The sequence below is a fragment of the Klebsiella sp. 141198 genome (assembly GCF_050600785.1).
Classification (GTDB): Bacteria; Pseudomonadota; Gammaproteobacteria; order Enterobacterales; family Enterobacteriaceae; genus Klebsiella; species Klebsiella aerogenes.
The window spans coordinates 82,492-102,778 of record NZ_JAQIRM010000007.1; the positions used below are offsets into that span (position 1 = coordinate 82,492).

A 20,287-nucleotide genomic window follows, 5' to 3' on the forward strand; every position below is an offset into this window, starting at 1 on the left:
TGACACTATTCCCGCCAGGCAGAGGTAAACCATGAAACCGGTCATTTTAGTGATTGATGATGACGCTGCGATCTGCGAGCTGCTGAGCGACGTGCTCGGCGCCCACGCGTTCGAGGTGGTGGCCTGCCAGAACGGCGGCGAAGCGCTGGCGACGGTCGCCCGGCGCGCAGATATTGCGCTGGCGCTGCTGGATATGATCTTGCCGGATACCAATGGATTGCTGGTGTTGCAACAGCTGCAGCGCACGCGGTCTGAGCTACCGGTGATAATGCTTTCCGGCCTGGGAAGCGAATCGGATGTGGTGGTCGGGCTGGAAATGGGCGCCGACGATTACATCGCCAAGCCGTTCAACGCGCGGGTAGTGGTGGTGCGCGTCAAGGCGGTGCTGCGGCGCAGCGGGGCGATCGGCACGGAAAGCCTCGTGCCGGGCGGAGATCATGGCCTGTTGTTTAACGGCTGGCGGCTGGATACCCGCCGTTGTGAGCTGTTTAATCCCCAGCAGCAGAGCGTGGCGTTAACCCAGGGGGAATATGGATTGTTGCTGGCGCTGGCGCAAAACGCCCGCCGGGTTCTGAACCGTGAACAGCTGCTGGCGCTGACCCATAATGAGAGCATGGAGGTATTCGACCGCACGATCGATGTGCTGATCATGCGCCTGCGGCGTAAAATTGAGGTCAATCCGCACCAGCCCACGTTGATTAAAACCCTGCGCGGGCTGGGCTACGTTTTCTCCGCTGACGTTATCCATAACGACAAAGCGGCCTAAGGGGAGACCCGTCAGCCGCTTTGCAGCGTTATTTCACCGTCCAGCCCTTATAGCTGCTGACGTTATTTTTATCGATCATCTTCACCGGGATCAGCACCGGCGCGGTCGGCGCGGGCTTGCCCTGCAAAATGTCATAACCGATTTCCACCGCCTTCGCCGCCATGACCTGCGGGTCCTGCGCCGGCGTGGCGACGAATAGCGAATTCTTACGCTTCAGCGCCTCTTCGCCGTCCGGGCTGCCGTCGACGCCCACGATAAAGAACTCGCTGCGTTGCGCCTGTTTCGCCGCCAGATCGGCGCCAATCGCCGTCGGATCGTTAATCGCGAACACGCCGTCAATCTTCGGATTTGCCGCCAGCAGCGACGTCATCACCTCCAGTCCGCCTTCGCGGCTGCCTTTAGCGTTCTGGTTGGCGGAGAGGATTTTGATATCCGGATGTTTTTTGAATTCGGTTTCGCAGCCTTCGACGCGGTTCTGCACGGCGGAAACCGGCGGCCCGTTAATAATCACCACGTTGCCTTTGTTGTTCAGGCGATCGCTAATGTATTTACAGGCCATAGCGCCCGCTTGGGTGTTATCGGAGGTGATGGTGGCATCCGCGCCTTCGGCGGCGACGTCAACCGCCACCACCACGATCCCGGCCTCTTTCGCCCGTTTCACCGCCGGGCCGATACCTTTTGAATCAGCGGCGTTGAGGATGATCATATCGACTTTGGCGGCGATAAAGTTATCTATCTGCGCCACCTGCTGTCCCAGGTCGTAGCCGCTCGACACCAGCGTGACCTTCACTTTATCCCCCGCCAGCTTGCGCGCTTCCAGCTCGGCCCCCTTGGTAATTTGCACGAAGAACGGGTTGGCGAGGTCGCCTACCGTCACGCCTATCGCTTGTAGATCTTTGGCCGACGCAAAAGGGGAGGCGGCCAGCAGCGCGCCGGCACACAGCGCGGTCACTATCGGTTTTAAACGCATTCGCTTTTCCTCGCAGGTAAGATGTTGTTGTTATGCACTTTGGTGGTGTCGGGTACGGTATTTGTCGATCAGCACCGCTATGATGATCACCGCCCCTTTGATCACCAATTGCCAGAAGTAGGAGACGCCCATCAGCGTCATGCCGTTGTTGAGGGTGGCGATAATCAGTGCCCCCACCAGCGTACCGGTGATGGTGCCGATACCGCCGACGAAACTGGTACCGCCGAGGATCACCGCGGCAATGGCGTCCAGCTCATAGCCGACGCCGAGGTTGCCGTTGGCGCTGTACAGCCGGGAGGCGCTCATCACCCCGCCGAGCCCGGAAAGCAGCCCGCTCATGCCGTAGACGAACAGCAGTACCAGCCAGACTTTAATCCCCGTCAGCCGCGCCGCCTGCATATTGCCGCCGACGGCGTAAATATGAATACCGAGGGTGGTGCGGCGCAGGATAAACCAGCACACCGCCACGACCGCCAGCGCAATCACCACCAGCCACGGCACCGGGCCGAGATAGTTATTGCCGATCCATTCAAAACTAATATCGGAGTTGATCACCGTGGTGCCGTCGGCTAGCAGATAGGCGGCGCCGCGCAGCGCGGTGTAGGTGCCAAGGGTGACAATAAACGGCGGTAGTCCGGCGAAGGCCACCAGCGCGCCGTTGAACAGCCCGAGCAGCAGGCCGAGCATCAGGGCCGCCGGAATCGACAGCATCGCGAATTGTGGGATGAGCGATACCACCATCGCCGCAACCGCGGTGGTGCCGAGAATTGACCCCACCGACAGATCGATACCGCCGGTCAGAATAATAAAGGTCATCCCCGCCGCCAGCACGATGTTGATGGAGGACTGGCGGGTAATATTCAGCAGGTTGCTTTCAGTAAAGAAATTCGGCGCGACGAAGCCGAACACCGCGACGATCAGGATTAAAATCGGCAGGATGCCGACGGTTTGCATCAGGTCGCCCATCAGCATTTTTTTTGCCGAGGCGGATTTCGCCGCCGGCGCGGAGGTCTCTTTCGGTATGCTCATGCTTGTCCTGCCTTAAGGTGAGAATCGTTCACGCCGGTCGCCAGCGTCATAATGCTTTCCTGACTAATCTCGCCAACCTGCAACTCGCCGGCGATAGCGCCTTCGCGCATCACGTATACCCGGTCGCTCATGCCTACGATTTCCGGCAATTCGCTGGAGATCATTAAAATGGCGACGCCCTGGCGGGCCATCTGATTCATGATGCGGTAAATCTCGCTTTTGGCGCCGACGTCAACGCCGCGGGTCGGCTCATCCAGAATGAGAATGCGCGGGCCGATCGCCACCCAGCGTGAAATCAGCAGCTTTTGCTGATTGCCGCCGGAAAGCCCGCCGGCGCGTACCTGGGCATGTGGGACGCGGATGTTCAGCAGCTGGATGGCGTCATCGGAGATGGTTTGCGCCTTCTTACGGTCGAGCATCCCCCAATTGGCGTCGCGCTCAAGCGTCGCCATGGTGATGTTCTCCTGCGCCGCCAGTTCGAGAAATAGACCCTGTTCCTTACGGTTTTCGGTCAGAAAGCCGATCCCGAGGTCGATCGCTTCGCGCGGCGAGTGAATAACAACCGGTTCGCCGTCGATTTCAATCACCCCGCCCGTCGCTTTACGGACGCCGAAAATCAGCTGCGCCAGCTCGGAACGCCCGGCGCCGACCAGCCCGGCCAGGCCAACGATTTCCCCGGCGTGCACCACCAGGCTGCTGGGATGCACTTTGCCGCCGTCGCTGAGATCCTGCACCCGCAGGCGCGGCTGGCCGCGCGGGATATCGCGCTCTTTATTGAACAGATCGCTGAGCGGACGGCCAACCATCATGCGTACTAATTCGGGGGCGCTAAGGTGGTCGCGGGTGAGGCTGCCGACATACTGGCCATCGCGCAGCACGCTGACCCGGTCGGAGAGTTCATACACCTCCGCCATGCGGTGGCTGATGTAGATGATTGCCATCCCTTCATCGCGCAGGCGCAAAATCAGCTCAAACAGGCGCTGCGTTTCCCGCGAGGAGAGGGCGGCGGTAGGTTCATCCATCACCAGAATGCGGCTGTTGCGATGCAGCGCGCGGGCGATTTCCACCTGCTGCTGTTCGGCGATAGTCAGCTTCATCACCCGGTCGCTGGCTTTGAACTGCGCGCCGAGCCGGTCGATAACCGCCTGCGCCTGGGACTCCATCTCTTTACGTTGTACCAGACCGCCGCGGGAAAGCTCGCTGCCGAGGAAAATGTTTTCCGCGACGGTGAGGTTAGGCGCCAGCTGCATCTCCTGATAGATCAAGGTGATCCCTGCCGCCAGCGCATCCTTCGGGCCTCTGATCGTCTGTGGTTGTCCGTCGATCAGGATCTCGCCGCTGGAGGCGGTATAGGCGCCGGCGAGGATCTTCATCAACGTGCTTTTTCCCGCGCCGTTTTCGCCCATCAGCGCGTGGATCTCGCCGGGCCAGACCGTCAGATCCACCCCTTTTAGCGCATAAAACTTGCCGAAAACTTTGGCGATGTTGCGCATGGATAGCACCGGTGTTCCCTGCATGCCTGCTCTCCTGGCTGCGTTGTCGATGTCGGCACTTCATCACCGCAACGTAAATGAGTGATGTCATCGGCCATTCATAATTGTCATATTTTTGAATAGTTAATACAGATCACAATTACGCCGAGAAATTTTCTTCACCTTCGGCGATAGTGCGGGAATGATGGGAGAAAACGCCTGACCGGAGTCGCCATGTCTTCTCGCCATCCGTACTTTTTCGTTAGCGCCCGTGGTCGCCTGCTGTCATTTAACTTGTTGATGGTGGCGGTGACGTTAATGGTCGCCGGAGTGGCGATTTTCGGTTTTCGCCATGCCAGTCAGTTGCAGGAGCAGGTGCAGCTGCAAACGCTTACCGACATGAGCGGCAGTATGAATCTGGCGCGTGATACCGCGAACGTCGCCACCGCGGCGGTACGGCTGTCGCAAGTAGTAGGCGCGCTGGAGTATAAAAGCGAAGCGGAACGGCTGCTGGAAACCCAACAGGCGCTGAAGCATTCGTTTGGACAACTGGCCTCGGCGCCGCTGGCGCGGCAGGAACAGACGCTGGTGGCGAGCATTATTCGCCGCAGCAACGAGCTGCAGCAGAGCGTCGCCGGCATGCTGGAGCGCGGGCAGCGTCGACATCTGCAGCGCAATGAACTGCTGAGCGCGCTGTATCAAAACCAGAGCTATTTGCGTCATTTGCAGGATCTCAACGATCGCGAGGGTAAACCGGCGATCGATCCTCAGCGTTTAAACGAGATGGACCGGCTGATCGTCGCCGCGATACACACTGCGACGCCGCGTTCAATCGTCCTGCAGCTCGATGACATCAGACGCTTTTTACCGCGCAACGATAGCGATTCAGAGCGGGCGTTTATCCTGCCGGATTTCAACGCCGAGTTGGCGCGGCTGGCGCCGCTATCGGCGCAGCTTGAAGAGAGCGATCTGGCGATAGGCTGGTATATGTTTCATATCAAAGCGCTGGTTGCGCTGCTTAATGATGATATTAATCAGTACGTTGCCAGAGTAGCCCAGGCATCTGAGGCACGGGCGGCGCAAAGCCACCAGCAGTTGCGCTCCATCAGCACATTTATCCTGCTGGCCGCGCTGCTGGCGCTGGCGATTACCGGCTGCGCCGGTTGGTATATTTATCGTAATCTCGGCCTTAATCTGAACGCGATATCCGGCGCGATGTCGCGGCTGGCGCACGGCGAGCAGAATGTGACGGTGCCGGCTCTGCAGCGGCGCGATGAGCTTGGCGAACTGGCGCGCGCCTTTAACGTTTTCGCCCGTAATACCGCTTCCCTTGAGCACACCACCCGCCTGCTGCGGGAGAAAACCACCCAGATGGAAATTGACCGCATTGAGCGACAGGGGCTGGAAGAGGCGCTGCTGCATAGCCAAAAAATGAAAGCCGTCGGCCAACTGACCGGCGGCCTGGCGCACGATTTTAACAACCTGCTGGCGGTTATTATCGGCAGCCTCGAACTGGTACAGCCGGATGAGCGCGATGCGCCGCGGATATCGCGGGCGCTGAAGGCCGCCGAACGCGGCGCCTTACTTACTCAGCGGCTGCTGGCCTTTTCGCGTAAACAGGCGCTGAACCCGCAGGCGGTGGCGCTACAGCCATTGCTGGAGAACGTCTGTGAACTGATGCGCCATTCGCTCCCCGCATCGTTGCGTCTCGAAATTGAAGCGCAGTCTCCCGCCTGGCCGGCGTGGATCGATGTCGGGCAACTGGAAAACGCGATTATCAATCTGGTGATGAACGCCCGCGACGCCATGGAGGGACGGCCAGGCGTTATCGCGCTGCGCACCTGGAACCAGCGGGTTACCCGTAGCGATGGACGACGTCAGGATATGGTGGCGCTGGAGGTGATTGATCACGGCTGCGGCATGTCGCAGGAGATAAAAACGCAGGTCTTCGAGCCCTTCTTTACCACCAAACAGACCGGTAGCGGCAGCGGGCTTGGGCTGTCGATGGTGTACGGTTTTGTGCGCCAGTCGGGCGGGCGTGTGGCGATTGAAAGCGCGCCGGGGCAGGGCACCACCGTACGTTTACAGCTGCCGCGAGCCACGTCAGCGGCGGAGGATGAACGAGCGCCGTTGGATAGCGAACCGATAACGAGCGGCGAGCGGCTGGCTTTGGTGCTTGAGGATGAAGCCGATGTGCGCCAGACGTTATGCGAGCAGTTGCATCAGCTGGGCTGGCTGACGCTGGAGGCGCAAAGCGGCGAGCAGGCGCTGCAGATGCTGGCGGCCTCCAGGGATATCGCGTTGTTGATTAGCGATTTAATGCTCCCCGGCGGGCTGAGCGGCGCCGAGGTAATTTACGAAGCGCAACGCCGTTTCCCGGCGGTGGCGCTGCTATTGATTAGCGGCCAGGATTTGCGCCCGGCGCATAACCCGGCGTTGCCGGAGGTGGAACGGCTGCGCAAGCCTTTTACCCGTACGCAGCTGGCGCAGGCGTTGCGTGCGGCGATGGCGCGGATTTGAGATTCCTCCGCTACACGCCGCACATACGGTTGATTAAGGTACCACCAGTACCCTGATGAGACTGGCCACGATGAAACGTTACGCAACCGCTCTGTTTTTTTGCACGCTGGCGCTGAGCAGCCAATTGGCCCACGCCGATATTATTGATGACGCTATTGGTAATATTCAGCAAGCCATCAACGATGCCTACAATCCGGGCAGCAGCCGTTCCGACGACGACGACGGGCGCTATGACGACGGACGCTACGATGACGGCAGCTATCAGGGCAGCCGCCAGCAGCGTAGGGATAATCAGCAGCAATATAACGATCGCCAGCGCCAGCTTGACGACCGCCGTCGCCAGCTGGATGAGCGCCAGCGCCAGCTCGATAGCGATCGCCGCCAGTTGGAAAGCGATCAGCGCCGTCTCGACGACAGTTACTAAGCTTATTTTTGAGCGAACGGTAGCCTTGGGATAATCAACTCATCAGCGCGTCGGAGAATAGCCCGGTCACAAGTAAAAATGTGAGAATATAGGCGATGATGTGACCGGTTAACCGCGCTGGAATGAAGCAAAAAAAACCAGCCGAAAGGCGTGATTGGTATCATTGCTTTAACAGTATCGAGAATAAAATTGCCTGAATTTTATATTTGCAACCAATACATAATATATATTTCTAGAGTATCCATCTGCTCGTTAGGTTTTAGTTTCAATATCTTTACGAATGGGTAAGTTATAAATGTTTGATATTTTAACAATCAACCACCCCATAACCAACCCTGAAAAAAGACCTGCGCTAGCCATTACCCATAACATTTCGTTAGCAAAAATATCGTACCCGTTAATATCAATAATGTATCTGAAGCAGAAAGCGATAGCCGCGCCAATGAGTCCGCTAAACAATATTCTCAGCCAGCAATAATTATAAATACAGCGAGGCAGACAGCCAACGATAGCTCCGGTCAATAACGCAGGAATAGCCCCCCAGTAATAGCCAAAGAATATCAGGATAGGGAGCAGTGGCGTAATGTGAAATAAATAATCGGCGAAACTGTTAGTATCAAAGAGCCCCAAAGTGATGATCCCTGCCGGTACGCCGAACAATGGGCCAAAAAATATAAACCACCATACATGATATAATATTCGTCCAATCTGCATAGAAAACATCCTGTATAAAACTCTATTTTATGGCAGAGTAATTGTGTTTTATGAAGTGAGAATGAAGTTAAAACCAAAATTTAGGATTATATTTATCTGGAGATTGAACGTATGAAAACGGGTTTTACGAGATATCACACTCAGAAGTAGGGGGAACGGTTCGGCTATTTATCTCCACGAATTCAATAGCGGAGCTCTCTTTTGATAGTGCTGACAAAGCCGAGATCGTCCTGTTTGCAATAGAGGAAGGTGCCATTAACGCAGCGATTCATGAGCCATAACTGATAATGCTAATCCAGCACGATCTCCATGCCGTCGTATCCCGCCTCGAAACCTTTCGGCAGCGGGTTAGTCATCATCCAGCGGTCGAACTGATGGCTGATATGGGTGAGGATCACCCGCGGGCAGCCAAGTACCTGGTTCAGCGCGCGCACGGTATTCAAGTCGCTGTGGTTGCGCGGCGTCTCTGTTCTTGGCTCGTGGCTGCAATCGATGACAATCACCTGCGGCTGATTATTAAGTAAAAACTTCAGCGTCTTCTCCGGCAGCCCGGCGGTATCCGCAAGCCATGCCACCCGGCTGTGCGCCGACTCCAGCAGATAGCCGTAGGTCAGCTTCGAGTGGATTAACGGCAGCGGCGTGACCTGTAGACCTTGTAATTCAAATACCGTGAAGGGGATAACGGTGTGGCTAAAATCGAGGATGCCGGGATGTTTAAACAGATCGTCGCAGCCGATGTCATCCGGCGGGCCGTACACCGCAATCGGATCGCCCACCCCCCAGCGCAGGGGGAACAGCCCCTGCACGTGATCCATATGGTAATGCGTTAATAAAATCTGCTGGAAGCTGCCCGCGGGCTGGCGTTCCGCCAGATCCGCCAGCCCGGCGTCGAGCAGCGTGACCGCATGGTTAAAGCGCACCACCGCGCTGCAGGGGCGGCGGCGATAGCGCGCATCGACGCGGGCGCGCTGGCAGGCGGCGCAGTCGCAGCCGAAGACCGGCACCTGCTGGGCGCCGCCGGTGCCGGTCAGGCGGATCGTCAGGCTCATCGTATTACTTTACCCTCAGGCATGCTGATTCTCTTCACGCCCGGCGTGCTGGCGCAACAGCTGGAAGAAACGCTCTACCGATTGCCCGAGGCTGCCGTCGTTATTCAACGTCAGGCAGTCGGCCGGTTTATAACGTGCGGCGCGTTGCAGGCGTTGGGCGATTTCCACGGCATTTTCCCGGCCGCGCTGTTCAAGCCGCTGGCGCAATACCTGTGACGAGACTTCGAGACAAATCGGTACCAGTACGTCATCGTAACGTTCCCGCGCCTGCGCCAGATGCGCGCGCGAGCCGTTGGCGACGACATCAAAACCGGCATGCAGCCAGAGGTCGATCTCCACGCCGACGCCATAGTAATTATTGTTGGCATGCCAGCTTAGCGCGAAAAGATTACGCTCGGCGCGGGTGAAAAACTCATGCTCGCTGAGCGCAATATGGTTCTCGCAGCCCGCCTGGTGCGGGCGGGTGATGTAGCGATGCGCGACCAGCAGTTGCGGATGCTCACGCTGGCGCAGCGCGGCCAGCAGGCTATCTTTTCCCGACCCGGAAGGGCCGACCAGCCAAATCAGTTTTCCAGGCATTAAAAGACCCTCTTTCCCTGACGCCAGACGTGGTCGATATGGACGTGCTCGCCGCGGCGGTGCGCCAGCACCAGATCGGCGCGTTTGCCTTCGGCGATGACGCCGCGGTCATGCAGACCCAGCGCCTGCGCCGGATGTTTGCTGACCAAACGGACAGCCTGCGCCAGCGTAAAAGCGTTGTCGTCGCTATCGGCGATGCGGAAAGCGGCATCAAGCAGGCTGGCGGGGTAGTAGTCGGAAGAGAGAATATCCAACAGGCCGCTGGCGGCCAGTTGATGCGCGGCGACATTGCCGGAATGAGAGCCGCCGCGCACGATATTCGGCGCCCCCATCAACACATTCATTCCATGCTGGCGCGAAGCCTGCGCGGCGGCCAATGTGGTGGGAAACTCGGCGATCACGCTGCCAAGCAGGTGGGATTCGGCGACATGTTCATGAGTGGCGTCGTCGTGGCTGGCGAGAGCGATTTGGCGCTCCCGGCACATCGCGGCGATAGCCTGGCGATTAGGCTGCGACCAGGCCGCCGCCAGCGCCATTTGCTCCTCTTCGAAGCGTAGCATCTGCTCGCTGCTGAGCTGATATTTGCCCTGATAATATTCGCGATATTTTTCGCGGTTTGCGAACTGGCGTTGACCCGGCGAGTGATCCATCAGCGACACCAGAGTGACCGGCTCGCGGTCGACCAGCTTTTCAAACAGCGGCAAGGTGGTGTGGTGCGGCAGTTCACAGCGCAGATGCAGGCGGTGCTCGGCGCGGTTAAGCCCGCGTTTTTGCGTCTCTTCCACCGCGTTGATCATCTTTTCCAGATTCTCAAGGCGGTCGCCGCCGTCGCGCACGTCGCCAATCGCCACGGCGTCGAGTACGGTGGTGATGCCGCTGGCGACCATCAAAGCATCGTGGCTGCTCATCGCCGAGTGTGCAGGCCAGTCAACCTTTGGCCGCGGGGTGAAGAATTTATCCAGGTTATCGGTATGGAGTTCGATAAGCCCCGGCAGCAGCCAGCCTCCTTCGCCATCGAGGGTGCCGGGCAGCCGGCTCTGGCTTTCGGCAAAGGCGTAAATTCGTCCCTCCTGCACTTCCAGCGAACCGTCGATGGTTTCGTCTTCCAGTACCAGCTTTACGTTATTGATTATCATACTGTGATACCCATTGGGTGCAGGCGGTCGGCGACCTGGCCGCGTACCGTTTCATCATGGAAAATACCGACGATGGCCGCGCCGCGGGCTTTAGCCTGCTGGATCAGCGCCACCACCGCGGCGCTGTTGTTGGCATCCAGCGAGGCGGTGGGTTCATCAAGGAGTAAAATTGGATAGTCGACCGCAAAACCGCGGGCGATGTTGACCCGCTGCTGTTCGCCGCCGGAAAAGGTGGATGGCGCCAGATGCCACAAACGCTCCGGCACGTTGAGATGGCTCAGCAGACGGGCGGCTTTAGCGGCGCTCTCTTCGCGCGGCGTACCGAGCTCAAGCAGCGGCTGCATGACGACTTCCAGCGCGGATATCCGCGGGATCACCCGCAGAAACTGGCTGACCCAACCGATGGTGGTTTTACGCACTTCCAGCACCTTGCGCGGCGTGGCGGTCACCAGATCCACCCATTCGTCGCCGTGGCGGATATGAATATGGCCGCTGTCCGGCAGATAGTTAGCGTACAGCGAACGCAGCAGCGTCGATTTGCCGCTGCCGGAATGGCCGTGCAGCACCACGCATTCCCCGGCGTTAACGGTGAGCGAAGCGTCGGCGAGCACCGGCAGACGTACGCCGTGCTGTTGGTGCAGAACAAAGGTTTTATGGATGTTTTCAACGCGGATCATTTTAGCCCTCTCGGGGTTGGAGTGCCGGGTGGCGCTTCGCTTACCCGGCCTACGAATAACGCACCTGTAGGCCGGATAAGGCGCAGCCGCCATCCGGCAAAACAGCATCAATTCTGCAACACCGACGACACCAGCAGCTGGGTGTAAGGATGATGCGGATCGTCGAGCACCCGGTCGGTTAAGCCACTTTCCACCACCTGTCCTTGTTTCATCACCAGCAGACGGTTCGCCAGCAGGCGGGCGACGCCGAGATCGTGGGTGACTATCACCGCCGCCAGCCCTAACTCCACCACCAGCCCGCGCAGGAGATCGAGCAGGCGCGCCTGTACCGAGACGTCCAGCCCGCCGGTGGGTTCATCCATAAACACCAGTTTCGGCTGCGTCACGAGATTGCGGGCGATTTGTAAGCGCTGCTGCATGCCGCCGGAAAAGGTGGTCGGCAGGTCGTCGATGCGGGAAGGCGGGATCTCCACCTCCTGCAGCCAGCGTTCGGCGGTGGCGCGAATGTCGCCGTAGTGGCGGGCGCCGGTCGCCATCAGCCGTTCGCCGATGTTGCCGCCCGCCGAGACCTGGCGACGCAGGCCGTCCATCGGGTGCTGATGCACGACGCCCCATTCGGTGCGCAGCAGGCGGCGGCGTTCGGCTTCGCTCATGGCGTATAGCGATCGCTGTTGATACCGCACTTCACCCTGTTGCGGCGCCAGACGAGCGGAAATCGCTTTCAGCAGCGTGGTTTTACCGGAGCCGGATTCGCCCACGATGCCGAGCACTTCGCCCGGCCACAGCTCGAAAGAGACATCGCTAAAACCTTTGCCCGGCGCATAGAGATGGGTCAGGTGATTGACTGCAAGTAACGGCTGGCTCATTTTTTCTGCGCCTCGCTCTGTTGGCGGCAATAGTCGGTATCGGAGCAGACAAACATCCGCTGGCCGCTGTCATCCAGCACCACTTCGTCAAGATAGCTGTGACGCGAACCGCAAATGGCGCAGGGTTCATCCCACTCCTGCACGCTAAACGGGTGATCGTCGAAATCGAGGCTTTCGACTGCGGTATAGGGCGGCACCGCGTAGATACGTTTTTCGCGCCCGGCGCCGAACAGCTGCAGCGCCGGCATCATGTGCATTTTGGGGTTATCGAATTTTGGGATCGGCGAAGGGTCCATCACGTAGCGGCCGTTCACCTTTACCGGATAGGCGTAGGTGGTGGCGATATGGCCGAAGCGGGCGATATCCTCATACAGCTTCACCTGCATTACGCCGTACTCTTCCAGCGCGTGCATGGTGCGGGTTTCGGTTTCGCGCGGTTCGATAAAGCGCAGCGGCTCCGGGATCGGCACCTGATAGATCAGGATCTGATCTTCCACCAGCGGCGTTTCCGGGATCCGGTGGCGGGTCTGGATCAGGGTGGCGTCTTCGGTGCGTTCGGTGGTGGCGATGCCGGTTACGCGTTTAAAGAACTGGCGGATCGACACCGCGTTGGTGGTGTCATCGGCGCCCTGATCGATGACCTTCAGTACGTCGTTCTCGCCGATAACGCTGGCGGTCAGTTGGATCCCGCCGGTACCCCAACCGTAGGGCATCGGCATTTCGCGGCCGCCGAAGGGCATCTGATAGCCGGGAATGGCCACCGCTTTCAGTATCGCCCGGCGGATCATGCGCTTGGTTTGCTCATCAAGATAAGCAAAGTTATAGCCAGTCAGTGGGTTAGCCACGTTCGTTCTCCCGTTGCAGGCGTTTCAACAGCGCCAGTTCGGCCTGGAAATCGACATAGTGCGGCAGTTTCAGATGCGAGACGAAGCCGGCGGCTTCAACGTTATCGGCATGCGCCAGCACGAACTCTTCGTCCTGGGCCGGGCCGCTTATCTCTTCGCCGTATTCCGGCGCCTGAAGGGCGCGGTCGACCAGCGCCATGGCCATCGCTTTACGCTCGCTCATGCCAAACGTCAGGCCGTAGCCGCGGGTGAAGTGCGGCGGCTCATCCTTTGGATCGACAAAGCCGTTGACCATTTCGCATTCGGTCAGCAACAGCTCGCCAATATTGACGCTAAAGCCCAGCTCTTCCGGCACGATTTCCACCTGTACGTAGCCGCTGCGGATCTCGCCGGCAAACGGATGGTTGCGGCCATAGCCGCGCTGGGTTGAGTAGGCCAGCGCCAGCAAATAGCCTTCATCGCCGCGTACCAGTTGCTGCAGCCTTGAGGAGCGCGAGCAGGGATAGACCGGCGGGGTGCGGGTGATATCGTCAGGCGGCGCGCCGCAGTCCGCTTCCGCTTTTGCCAGCCCCTGCTGCGCCAGCAGGTTGAAGACGTGCGGCGTCGGCTGCGTTTCGCTATTGGCTTTCTGCACCGACGGCGGTTCGCCGTTGGCCAGCAGGGTAAAATCGAGCAGGCGGTGGGTGTAGTCATAAGTAGGGCCCAGCAGCTGGCCGCCGGGAATATCTTTGTACACCGCGGAGATCCGGCGCTCCAGGCGCATACCGGCGGTATCAACCGGTTCGCTGACCGCCAGCCGCGGCAGGGTGGTGCGGTAGGCGCGCAGTAGGAAGATCGCTTCGACGTTATCGCCGCTGGCCTGCTTCAGCGCCAGCGCCGCCAGTTCGCGGTCGGCGATGCCGCCTTCGGTCATCACCCGGTCCACCGCCAGGCTGAGCTGTTCGCTTATCTGGTCAACGCTCAGTTCGGGAAGCCGTCCATCGCCCCGTCGTTTCTGCTCTTGCAAGGCGTGAGCGGCGCTAATCGCCTTCTCGCCGCCTTTGACGGCAACATACATTTAGCACACCTCCACGTGGGTGGTACGCGGGATAGCCAGCAGGCGCTCGCCGCAGGTCAGGATCAGGTCAATGCCCAGCGGGAACGGGTGCGGGCGTTCGGTTAATTCGTCGATGATGCAGTCTGGCAGCTGTGGGGCGATCATTCGCTCCTCGGCAATGCCCGCGCCGGTCAGGCGCAGCATGCGTCCGCCGCTCAGGCTGGCTAGTTGAACAATCAGCGTGACGCCGGTTTCCGGCGCCGCCACGGTACCGGCGGAAAGGACATTAAGCTGTTCGGCGCTGATGGTGTCGCAGGCGACGGCAAATACCGCCTGCTGCGGCTGTTCCACCAGCGTCGCGCCGGTATGGAAGCGAAGATTTTGGCTGACCAGATCGTTATGCAGCGCGGCGGCCATCCACACCGGGGTGTCGTGATCGGCCAGCGTCAGCAGCAAGCTGGTGGAGGCGATATTCAGCGGCTGCCAGCCGTGCTGAAGCTGCTGTAGGGAGACAATCACTCCCGGCTCGCTCATTGCTTTCAGCAGGCGGCGGAAACTGTGTTGGGCATCCTGCACCGGTAGGGTAAAGGCGGTTTGTAATGTCATGCGTTATCTCCGCGAACCAGAGTAAAGAAGTCGACCCGGCTGGCGTTGACTTCGGCGCGGCGGGCGTCAAGGCGCGCGCTGCGTTGTGCTTCCAGCGGGGTAATGAGGGTTTCCATTAAGGTGTGAAAATAGTGAGGCGATTGCAGCAGGCCGTCGATCGCCGCACAGCGCTCGGCGTGGGGGCGGTCGCGGCCCAAAATCCAGCTGTAGCCGAGGGTGCCATCGGCCAGGCGTACGGCGGCGCGGGTCAGGGTGGCGTCGCCGGCAAAGAAGCGATCGCCGATGCCGCCCATGCGCGCCTGGAGCTGTACCAGTCCGGTTTCCGGGGCGCGAATTAATTCATACTCCGGCGCCAGCCGCAGCGATTGCATGCGCGCCAGAAGGTCCTGCGGTTCACTGTGGGCCAGTACGGACATCCAGCGCTGGCGGGTGGCGGTATCGAAGTGCATTCAGTGCTCCATGGTGAATTCAATCATGTCGGCGCGGGTCAGGCTGACGGAGTACTCCGTCGTGACTGTCTCGCCCTCGCGGCTATTGAGCGTACGTACGCACAGCAGCGGCGCCATATTGGGGATTTCCAGCAGCTTGCTCTCTTTCGCCTGCGCGCGGCGGGCGCTGATTTTGGTGCGCACGCGGGTCAGTTCGACGGCGAGTTGGTCGCGCAGCAGGTCGTGTAGCGAACCGTGGGTGAAGGTTTGCAGCACCGGCCAGAAGCGCAGGTCGGCGAAGTAGTGGTCAATCAAACACAGCGCCACGCCGTTGACCCGGCGCAGGGTGCGCAGATGAATGACGGTTTCACCTTCGGCAATGCCAAAGGCTTCGGCGACATGGCTGCTGGCCGGGCGTAGCACCGACAACAGCTTCTCACTGGTCGGGTGGCTGCCTTGTTCCAGCAGGTTCTGGCTGAAACGCGCCTGGGCGTTGAGCGGGTAGTCGATGGGGCGCATCAATACCAGCACGCCGACGCCCTGGCGGCGCTGGACCCAGCCGCGTTCCACCAGCTGATCGATGGCGCGACGTAGGGTGTGGCGGTTGACTTCAAAGCGCGCCGCCAGCTGCTGTTCCGCAGGCAAATAATCGCCGCAGCGATAGTGATGGCGCAGCTCCTGTTCAAGCCTGGCGGCAATTTCCTGATACCGGGTGGGGTAACTGGTCGGATGTCTGGATAAGTACATGGTTATCGAGCCTCACTAAGCACCTTGGGGATCCCCGTTGAGCGTGGGCCGATACTGACGCGTTTTTGTTACATTTCTGTTAAGTCACGATGACCGCAGGATGAAGAGTTGATGCCGGTGAGATGACAGGGCGGAGAAGCCGCCCTGTGGAGAAGATTAGGGTTGTTTGACGACGTTAACCATCCACGGCACGCCGAAGCGATCGACCACTTTGCCGAAACCGTGGGCCCAGAAGGTCTCCTGCCACGCCATTTCGATGCGCCCGCCATCGGCCAGCGCCTCAAACCAGTGTTTGCCTTCAGCAATATCTTTTGGCTCCAGCACGAGGACGAATCCCGCGTAATGTTCCATGTCGCTACTGGGGCTATCGCTCAACATCAAAATACTGTCGGCGACCTGCAGGCTGGCGTGGGCGATGCAGTCGGCGGCAAGATGTTGCCCGGAGGCGCAACCATCTTCGGCATCCTGGGCGCTCTGCGGCATCTCGCCGTAGGTGATTTGGTGGATAAGCTGCGCCCCCAGCGCCTGCTGATAGAAGGCGATGGCGGCAGCGCAGTTGCCGCTAAAAGCAATGTAAGGACTCAGGGACATAAGCATGACCTCAGATAACCAATGACCCATAAAGCGTAGTTGGTGACGGGCAAAAGAAGCCAGGCGGCAAAGCGGGGTGAATTTTTCTGAAAATGCGTCGCCGCGTGGCGGGAAGGCAGAGACGAAATGAGAATTGATCGCGCGGTTTGGCTGGAAGGATTCGGGAATAATTTTCGTGAAATTAGCAAAATAACTTCGCCGCGATCCGCCGCTGATATTCGGACGCGCCGGCGAGGTTGCCGCCAGCGCCGGAAAAATAATGGCGCTGGCGTAAAAAAAATTAATTAGTTCTTTTTGACGAATTCAGATTTCAGCTTCATCGGACCAAAACCGTCAATTTTGCAGTCGATGTTGTGATCGCCTTCGACCAGACGGATATTCTTCACTTTGGTGCCGATTTTCAGCATAGAAGAACTGCCTTTTACCTTCAGATCTTTCACCACGGTGACGCTGTCGCCATCGGCAAGTAAGTTGCCGTTAGCGTCTTTTACGATCAGCGCGTCGGTGTCGTCGGCCGGCTCGGCATTGTTCCACTCGTGGGCGCATTCCGGGCAGATGTACATGCCGTTATCTTCATATGTGTATTCAGAATGGCATTTTGGGCAGTGTGGAAGTTGCATGGCGTTCCTCGTGATTACTGGGAAAAACAGGACGTTGGTCCGTTAAACAGCGGCTATTAGCCGAAAGTGCGGCTGATTATAGCGCAATCCCGCACTTTTGTCGGGTATTTTTTCCAGGAAATAACGCAGGGTAATTATTTTGGCTTTGCGGAGAATATGCTGAAAAATGGACGTTAATAAAGTCCATAAATAAACATCGGCGGCGAAACAGAGATTGAACTTATTCATTTTATTTGGCTCTGTAATTAAGCTGGGCGAATTTTTCGTGAAGTTGATCCCAAATTTAAACGCTGGTAGGGTAAAAAGGGATGTAAGTAAATTCGTCACTGCTTATTTGGTAAGTGAATTATTAATTTAAGGCCAGAGCAGGCGTCAACAGGTTCGGTTGTACACTCTGTCAGAAAGACAGTGCAGGCAAACCTGCTACGCTTGAAATGTGGAGCACAGCACTTCGCCGCTCCCAACGTACGTCGCGAATGACCTCGTCATTTGGCGAGGAGTCGTGCGCTCAAGGCGATAGCACAGAGGAAAAGTATGCTTAAAAGGAAAAAAATAAAGCCGATCACGCTTAGGGATGTCACCATCATCGATGATGGTAAGTTGCGAAAAGCCATCACCGCGGCCTCGCTCGGTAATGCGATGGAGTGGTTCGATTTCGGTGTGTATGGTTTTGTGGCTTATGCCCTTGGTAAAGTCTTCTTCCCCGATGCCGATCCCAGCGTGCAGATGATTGCCGCGCTCGGTACTTTCTCGGTTCCCTTCTTGATTCGTCCGCTCGGCGGCCTGTTCTTCGGGATGCTCGGCGATAAATACGGTCGACAAAAAATCTTAGCGATCACCATCGTTATCATGTCGATAAGTACATTCTGTATCGGTCTTATTCCGTCGTATGCCACTATTGGTATCTGGGCGCCGATTCTGCTGCTGTTGTGTAAAATGGCGCAGGGCTTCTCGGTGGGCGGCGAATATACCGGGGCGTCGATCTTCGTGGCCGAATACTCGCCTGACCGTAAACGCGGGTTTATGGGCAGCTGGCTGGACTTCGGTTCGATTGCCGGCTTCGTGATGGGCGCAGGCGTGGTGGTACTGATTTCCAGCGTGGTGGGTGAAGAGAACTTCCTCGACTGGGGCTGGCGTATCCCGTTCTTCCTGGCGCTGCCGCTGGGGATTATCGGCCTGTACCTGCGTCACGCGCTGGAAGAGACGCCGGCGTTCCAGCAGCACGTGGATACCCTTGAACAGGGCGACCGCGAAGGTCTGCAGGAAGGTCCTAAGGTCTCCTTTAAAGAGATTGCCACCAAACACTGGCGCAGCCTGCTGACCTGTATTGGTCTGGTGATTTCCACCAACGTGACCTATTACATGCTGTTGACCTACATGCCGAGCTACCTGTCGCATAACCTGCACTACTCGGAAGATCACGGCGTACTGATTATTATCGCCATCATGGTCGGCATGCTGTTTGTCCAGCCGGTTATCGGCATGCTGAGCGACCGTTTTGGCCGCCGTCCGTTTATCTTGGTGGGTAGCGTCGCGCTGTTCACGCTGTCTATCCCGGCCTTTATCATGATTAACAGTAACGTGATTGGCCTGATCTTCGCCGGTCTGCTGCTGCTGGCGGTGGTGCTGAACTGCTTTATCGGCGTGATGGCCTCATCGCTGCCGGCGATGTTCCCGACCCACATCCGCTTCAGCGCCCTGGCCAGCGCCTTTAACATCTCGGTGCTGATCGCCGGTCTGACGCCGACGCTGGCGGCATGGCTGGTGGAAACCACCCAGAATTTGATGATGCCGGCTTACTATCTGATGGTGATTGCGGTGATTGGTCTGATTACCGGCCTGTCGATGAAAGAGACCGCTAACCGTCCGCTGAAAGGGGCGACGCCGGCGGCGTCCGATATCCAGGAAGCGAAAGAAATTCTGGGCGAGCACTACGATAACATCGAACATAAAATCGAAGATATCGATCAGGAAATCGCCGACCTGCAGGAAAAACGCGCCCGTCTGGTACAGCAGCACCCGCGTATCAACGACTAACCGCTTTTCACTGTTCACGATGCCGCCTGGGGAGACCCAAGCGGCATTTTTTATGGCTGCGGCGGCGCGAGGCTGTGGCGGCGCTGCTGGCTCAATTTACGGTACTGCTGCGGCGGCATGCCGACGTAGCGGGTAAAGGTGCTGTAGAAGCGGCTGCTGGAACGGAACCCGGCGGTGAGGGCGATATCAAGGATGGTCTTATCGGTGTCGCTCAGCAGCGCGCGCACGTGATTGATGCGCATGGCGGTGATGTACTGCTTCATGGTCTGCTGCATTACCCGCTGAAAAACGCCCATCGCGTAGTTTGGGTTGAGTTTAACGTGCTCGGCGACGGCATCGACGGTCAGCGCCTGGTCATAATGGGCGGCGATAAATTCCAGCATCTGGCTAACGTAAAATTGCGCGTGGCGCGAGACGCTGTTCTTGTGCGTGCGCGAGGTCTTATTGACCAGAATCGGCTGCCAGCCGGCGAGGCTCAGCCGCTTGAGCATCAGGGCGATTTCATCGATCGCCAGCTGGCGAATCTGTTCATTCTCGTGATTCAATTCCTGCTGCCAACGGCGTACTTCAAAAGCGCTTAACTGCTGGGCGGCAAGAGATTTAATCACCATCCCGTGGGTGACGTGGTTTATCAGTTCGCGATCCAGCGGCCACGACAGAAATAGATGCATCGGCAGGTTGAATATCGCCATCTGCTGGCAGTCGCCCGGGCGGGTCAACTGATGCGGCGTACAGGCCCAAAACAGGGTGATATAGCCTTTCTCAATGCGCACTACTTCATTGTTAATCAAGTACTCCACGTCGCCATCGAACGGCACGTTGACCTCTACCTGGCCGTGCCAGTGGCTGGTGGCCATGGCGTGCGGGGGGCGCAGTTCGATATCCATGCGCTGATACTCGGAATAGAGCGCCAGCGGGCTGCGGCTCTGCTTTTCATCGCTGCTGCACATGTGCGGGTCGGGGGGCAGGGAAGTGAAGCGGTGTTCCATCATGGGCGGATTCCTGGATCGTCAGAGTGGCTGCGTTTTTAGCCTGAACTGATTACAGCTTAGCGGAATCATCGGCCCGTTTTCTCTCCTTTTAAGCCGATCTATTCCCAAAAGCTCAGATTTTGTGGCGCTTAATGGCCGATCTGAGTTTCCGGGAATGCTCCGGCGGGAACGGGGCAGCGCAGC

The 20,287-nt window shown here is 58.3% G+C and carries 21 protein-coding genes; 4 read left to right on the forward strand and 17 right to left on the reverse strand.

Annotated features, from left to right (window positions below; genetic code table 11):
- The first annotated feature begins 31 nt into the window (after positions 1-31).
- The gene (locus PGR10_RS21710; protein ID WP_430924090.1) at positions 32-766 is read left to right on the forward strand and encodes a response regulator; all 735 of its coding nucleotides are present in this window, start codon (positions 32-34) and stop codon (positions 764-766) included.
- A 28-nt stretch (positions 767-794) separates the two neighbouring features.
- Here the strand turns inward: PGR10_RS21710 and PGR10_RS21715 are convergent, their stop codons facing one another.
- Genes PGR10_RS21715 through PGR10_RS21725 form a run of 3 tightly spaced genes read right to left on the reverse strand, consistent with a single transcriptional unit; the run spans position 795 to position 4,282 of the window.
- Positions 795-1,736, reverse strand: coding sequence for an ABC transporter substrate-binding protein (locus PGR10_RS21715; RefSeq protein ID WP_087859227.1), 942 nt, complete (start codon positions 1,734-1,736; stop codon positions 795-797).
- Between the two features lie 30 nt (positions 1,737-1,766).
- Positions 1,767-2,765, reverse strand: coding sequence for an ABC transporter permease subunit (locus tag PGR10_RS21720; protein WP_045380370.1), 999 nt, complete (start codon positions 2,763-2,765; stop codon positions 1,767-1,769).
- A complete protein-coding gene (locus PGR10_RS21725) occupies positions 2,762-4,282 on the reverse strand; it encodes a sugar ABC transporter ATP-binding protein (protein WP_032713455.1) in 1,521 nt (506 codons plus the stop codon). The genes PGR10_RS21720 and PGR10_RS21725 overlap by 4 nt, the downstream gene beginning before the upstream one ends.
- 189 nt (positions 4,283-4,471) lie before the next feature.
- On the opposite strand from PGR10_RS21725, the gene PGR10_RS21730 reads away from it, so the two are divergent.
- Positions 4,472-6,757, forward strand: coding sequence for an ATP-binding protein (locus PGR10_RS21730; RefSeq protein ID WP_430924091.1), 2,286 nt, complete (start codon positions 4,472-4,474; stop codon positions 6,755-6,757).
- 70 nt (positions 6,758-6,827) lie between these two features.
- Positions 6,828-7,181, forward strand: a complete 354-nt coding sequence (yjdP, locus tag PGR10_RS21735; protein ID WP_087859231.1) for a DDRRRQL repeat protein YjdP — start codon at positions 6,828-6,830, stop codon at positions 7,179-7,181.
- Positions 7,182-7,433: 252 nt separating this feature from the next.
- On the opposite strand, the gene PGR10_RS21740 is transcribed toward yjdP, so the two are convergent.
- The 13 genes from PGR10_RS21740 to PGR10_RS21800 form a co-directional block, all read right to left on the reverse strand.
- Complete coding sequence (locus PGR10_RS21740) at positions 7,434-7,895, reverse strand: hypothetical protein (RefSeq protein WP_430924092.1); 462 nt, start codon at positions 7,893-7,895, stop codon at positions 7,434-7,436.
- A gap of 290 nt (positions 7,896-8,185) precedes the next feature.
- Entirely contained in the window at positions 8,186-8,944 is a 759-nt protein-coding gene (gene phnP / locus PGR10_RS21745; RefSeq protein WP_430924093.1) for a phosphonate metabolism protein PhnP, read from the reverse strand.
- A gap of 15 nt (positions 8,945-8,959) precedes the next feature.
- Positions 8,960-9,523 (reverse strand): ribose 1,5-bisphosphokinase, encoded by a 564-nt coding sequence (gene phnN / locus PGR10_RS21750; protein ID WP_430924094.1) that lies wholly within the window; start codon positions 9,521-9,523, stop codon positions 8,960-8,962.
- Entirely contained in the window at positions 9,523-10,659 is a 1,137-nt protein-coding gene (gene phnM, locus PGR10_RS21755; protein ID WP_430924095.1) for an alpha-D-ribose 1-methylphosphonate 5-triphosphate diphosphatase, read from the reverse strand. The genes phnN and phnM overlap by 1 nt, the downstream gene beginning before the upstream one ends.
- On the reverse strand, positions 10,656-11,336 hold the full coding sequence (phnL, locus tag PGR10_RS21760) for a phosphonate C-P lyase system protein PhnL (RefSeq protein WP_411325439.1): 681 nt from the start codon (positions 11,334-11,336) through the stop codon (positions 10,656-10,658). The genes phnM and phnL overlap by 4 nt, the downstream gene beginning before the upstream one ends.
- A gap of 107 nt (positions 11,337-11,443) precedes the next feature.
- Entirely contained in the window at positions 11,444-12,202 is a 759-nt protein-coding gene (gene phnK, locus PGR10_RS21765) for a phosphonate C-P lyase system protein PhnK (RefSeq protein ID WP_042894298.1), read from the reverse strand.
- Positions 12,199-13,047 (reverse strand): alpha-D-ribose 1-methylphosphonate 5-phosphate C-P-lyase PhnJ, encoded by an 849-nt coding sequence (locus tag PGR10_RS21770; RefSeq protein WP_430924096.1) that lies wholly within the window; start codon positions 13,045-13,047, stop codon positions 12,199-12,201. The genes phnK and PGR10_RS21770 overlap by 4 nt, the downstream gene beginning before the upstream one ends.
- Positions 13,040-14,104, reverse strand: coding sequence for a carbon-phosphorus lyase complex subunit PhnI (locus PGR10_RS21775; RefSeq protein ID WP_213317927.1), 1,065 nt, complete (start codon positions 14,102-14,104; stop codon positions 13,040-13,042). The genes PGR10_RS21770 and PGR10_RS21775 overlap by 8 nt, the downstream gene beginning before the upstream one ends.
- Complete coding sequence (phnH, locus tag PGR10_RS21780; protein ID WP_015368697.1) at positions 14,105-14,689, reverse strand: phosphonate C-P lyase system protein PhnH; 585 nt, start codon at positions 14,687-14,689, stop codon at positions 14,105-14,107. It abuts the gene before it with no gap.
- Positions 14,686-15,138, reverse strand: a complete 453-nt coding sequence (gene phnG / locus PGR10_RS21785; RefSeq protein ID WP_015368696.1) for a phosphonate C-P lyase system protein PhnG — start codon at positions 15,136-15,138, stop codon at positions 14,686-14,688. The genes phnH and phnG overlap by 4 nt, the downstream gene beginning before the upstream one ends.
- A complete protein-coding gene (phnF, locus tag PGR10_RS21790) occupies positions 15,139-15,864 on the reverse strand; it encodes a phosphonate metabolism transcriptional regulator PhnF (protein WP_047065952.1) in 726 nt (241 codons plus the stop codon).
- A gap of 156 nt (positions 15,865-16,020) precedes the next feature.
- On the reverse strand, positions 16,021-16,455 hold the full coding sequence (yjdN, locus tag PGR10_RS21795) for a VOC family metalloprotein YjdN (RefSeq protein WP_015704080.1): 435 nt from the start codon (positions 16,453-16,455) through the stop codon (positions 16,021-16,023).
- A 284-nt stretch (positions 16,456-16,739) separates the two neighbouring features.
- The gene (locus PGR10_RS21800) at positions 16,740-17,075 is read right to left on the reverse strand and encodes a zinc ribbon domain-containing protein YjdM (protein WP_015704081.1); all 336 of its coding nucleotides are present in this window, start codon (positions 17,073-17,075) and stop codon (positions 16,740-16,742) included.
- A gap of 534 nt (positions 17,076-17,609) precedes the next feature.
- On the opposite strand from PGR10_RS21800, the gene proP reads away from it, so the two are divergent.
- Positions 17,610-19,112, forward strand: a complete 1,503-nt coding sequence (gene proP / locus PGR10_RS21805; protein ID WP_020079848.1) for a glycine betaine/L-proline transporter ProP — start codon at positions 17,610-17,612, stop codon at positions 19,110-19,112.
- 50 nt (positions 19,113-19,162) lie between these two features.
- Here the strand turns inward: proP and melR are convergent, their stop codons facing one another.
- Positions 19,163-20,101 carry a transcriptional regulator MelR gene (melR, locus tag PGR10_RS21810; protein ID WP_026612426.1) on the reverse strand — a complete coding sequence of 313 codons (939 nt, stop codon included), beginning with the start codon at positions 20,099-20,101 and terminating at the stop codon, positions 19,163-19,165.
- Between the last annotated feature and the right edge of the window lie 186 nt (positions 20,102-20,287).

Bases quoted from the DNA above. Each gene is read 5' to 3' on its own strand.
- PGR10_RS21710 (WP_430924090.1), top strand. From the start codon at position 32: ATGAAACCGGTCATTTTAGTGATTGATGATGACGCTGCGATCTGCGAG.
- PGR10_RS21715 (WP_087859227.1), bottom strand. From the start codon at position 1,736: ATGCGTTTAAAACCGATAGTGACCGCGCTGTGTGCCGGCGCGCTGCTG.
- PGR10_RS21720 (WP_045380370.1), bottom strand. From the start codon at position 2,765: ATGAGCATACCGAAAGAGACCTCCGCGCCGGCGGCGAAATCCGCCTCG.
- PGR10_RS21725 (WP_032713455.1), bottom strand. From the start codon at position 4,282: ATGCAGGGAACACCGGTGCTATCCATGCGCAACATCGCCAAAGTTTTC.
- PGR10_RS21730 (WP_430924091.1), top strand. From the start codon at position 4,472: ATGTCTTCTCGCCATCCGTACTTTTTCGTTAGCGCCCGTGGTCGCCTG.
- yjdP (WP_087859231.1), top strand. From the start codon at position 6,828: ATGAAACGTTACGCAACCGCTCTGTTTTTTTGCACGCTGGCGCTGAGC.
- PGR10_RS21740 (WP_430924092.1), bottom strand. From the start codon at position 7,895: ATGCAGATTGGACGAATATTATATCATGTATGGTGGTTTATATTTTTT.
- phnP (WP_430924093.1), bottom strand. From the start codon at position 8,944: ATGAGCCTGACGATCCGCCTGACCGGCACCGGCGGCGCCCAGCAGGTG.
- phnN (WP_430924094.1), bottom strand. From the start codon at position 9,523: ATGCCTGGAAAACTGATTTGGCTGGTCGGCCCTTCCGGGTCGGGAAAA.
- phnM (WP_430924095.1), bottom strand. From the start codon at position 10,659: ATGATAATCAATAACGTAAAGCTGGTACTGGAAGACGAAACCATCGAC.
- phnL (WP_411325439.1), bottom strand. From the start codon at position 11,336: ATGATCCGCGTTGAAAACATCCATAAAACCTTTGTTCTGCACCAACAG.
- phnK (WP_042894298.1), bottom strand. From the start codon at position 12,202: ATGAGCCAGCCGTTACTTGCAGTCAATCACCTGACCCATCTCTATGCG.
- PGR10_RS21775 (WP_213317927.1), bottom strand. From the start codon at position 14,104: ATGTATGTTGCCGTCAAAGGCGGCGAGAAGGCGATTAGCGCCGCTCAC.
- phnH (WP_015368697.1), bottom strand. From the start codon at position 14,689: ATGACATTACAAACCGCCTTTACCCTACCGGTGCAGGATGCCCAACAC.
- phnG (WP_015368696.1), bottom strand. From the start codon at position 15,138: ATGCACTTCGATACCGCCACCCGCCAGCGCTGGATGTCCGTACTGGCC.
- phnF (WP_047065952.1), bottom strand. From the start codon at position 15,864: ATGTACTTATCCAGACATCCGACCAGTTACCCCACCCGGTATCAGGAA.
- yjdN (WP_015704080.1), bottom strand. From the start codon at position 16,455: ATGTCCCTGAGTCCTTACATTGCTTTTAGCGGCAACTGCGCTGCCGCC.
- PGR10_RS21800 (WP_015704081.1), bottom strand. From the start codon at position 17,075: ATGCAACTTCCACACTGCCCAAAATGCCATTCTGAATACACATATGAA.
- proP (WP_020079848.1), top strand. From the start codon at position 17,610: ATGCTTAAAAGGAAAAAAATAAAGCCGATCACGCTTAGGGATGTCACC.
- melR (WP_026612426.1), bottom strand. From the start codon at position 20,101: ATGGAACACCGCTTCACTTCCCTGCCCCCCGACCCGCACATGTGCAGC.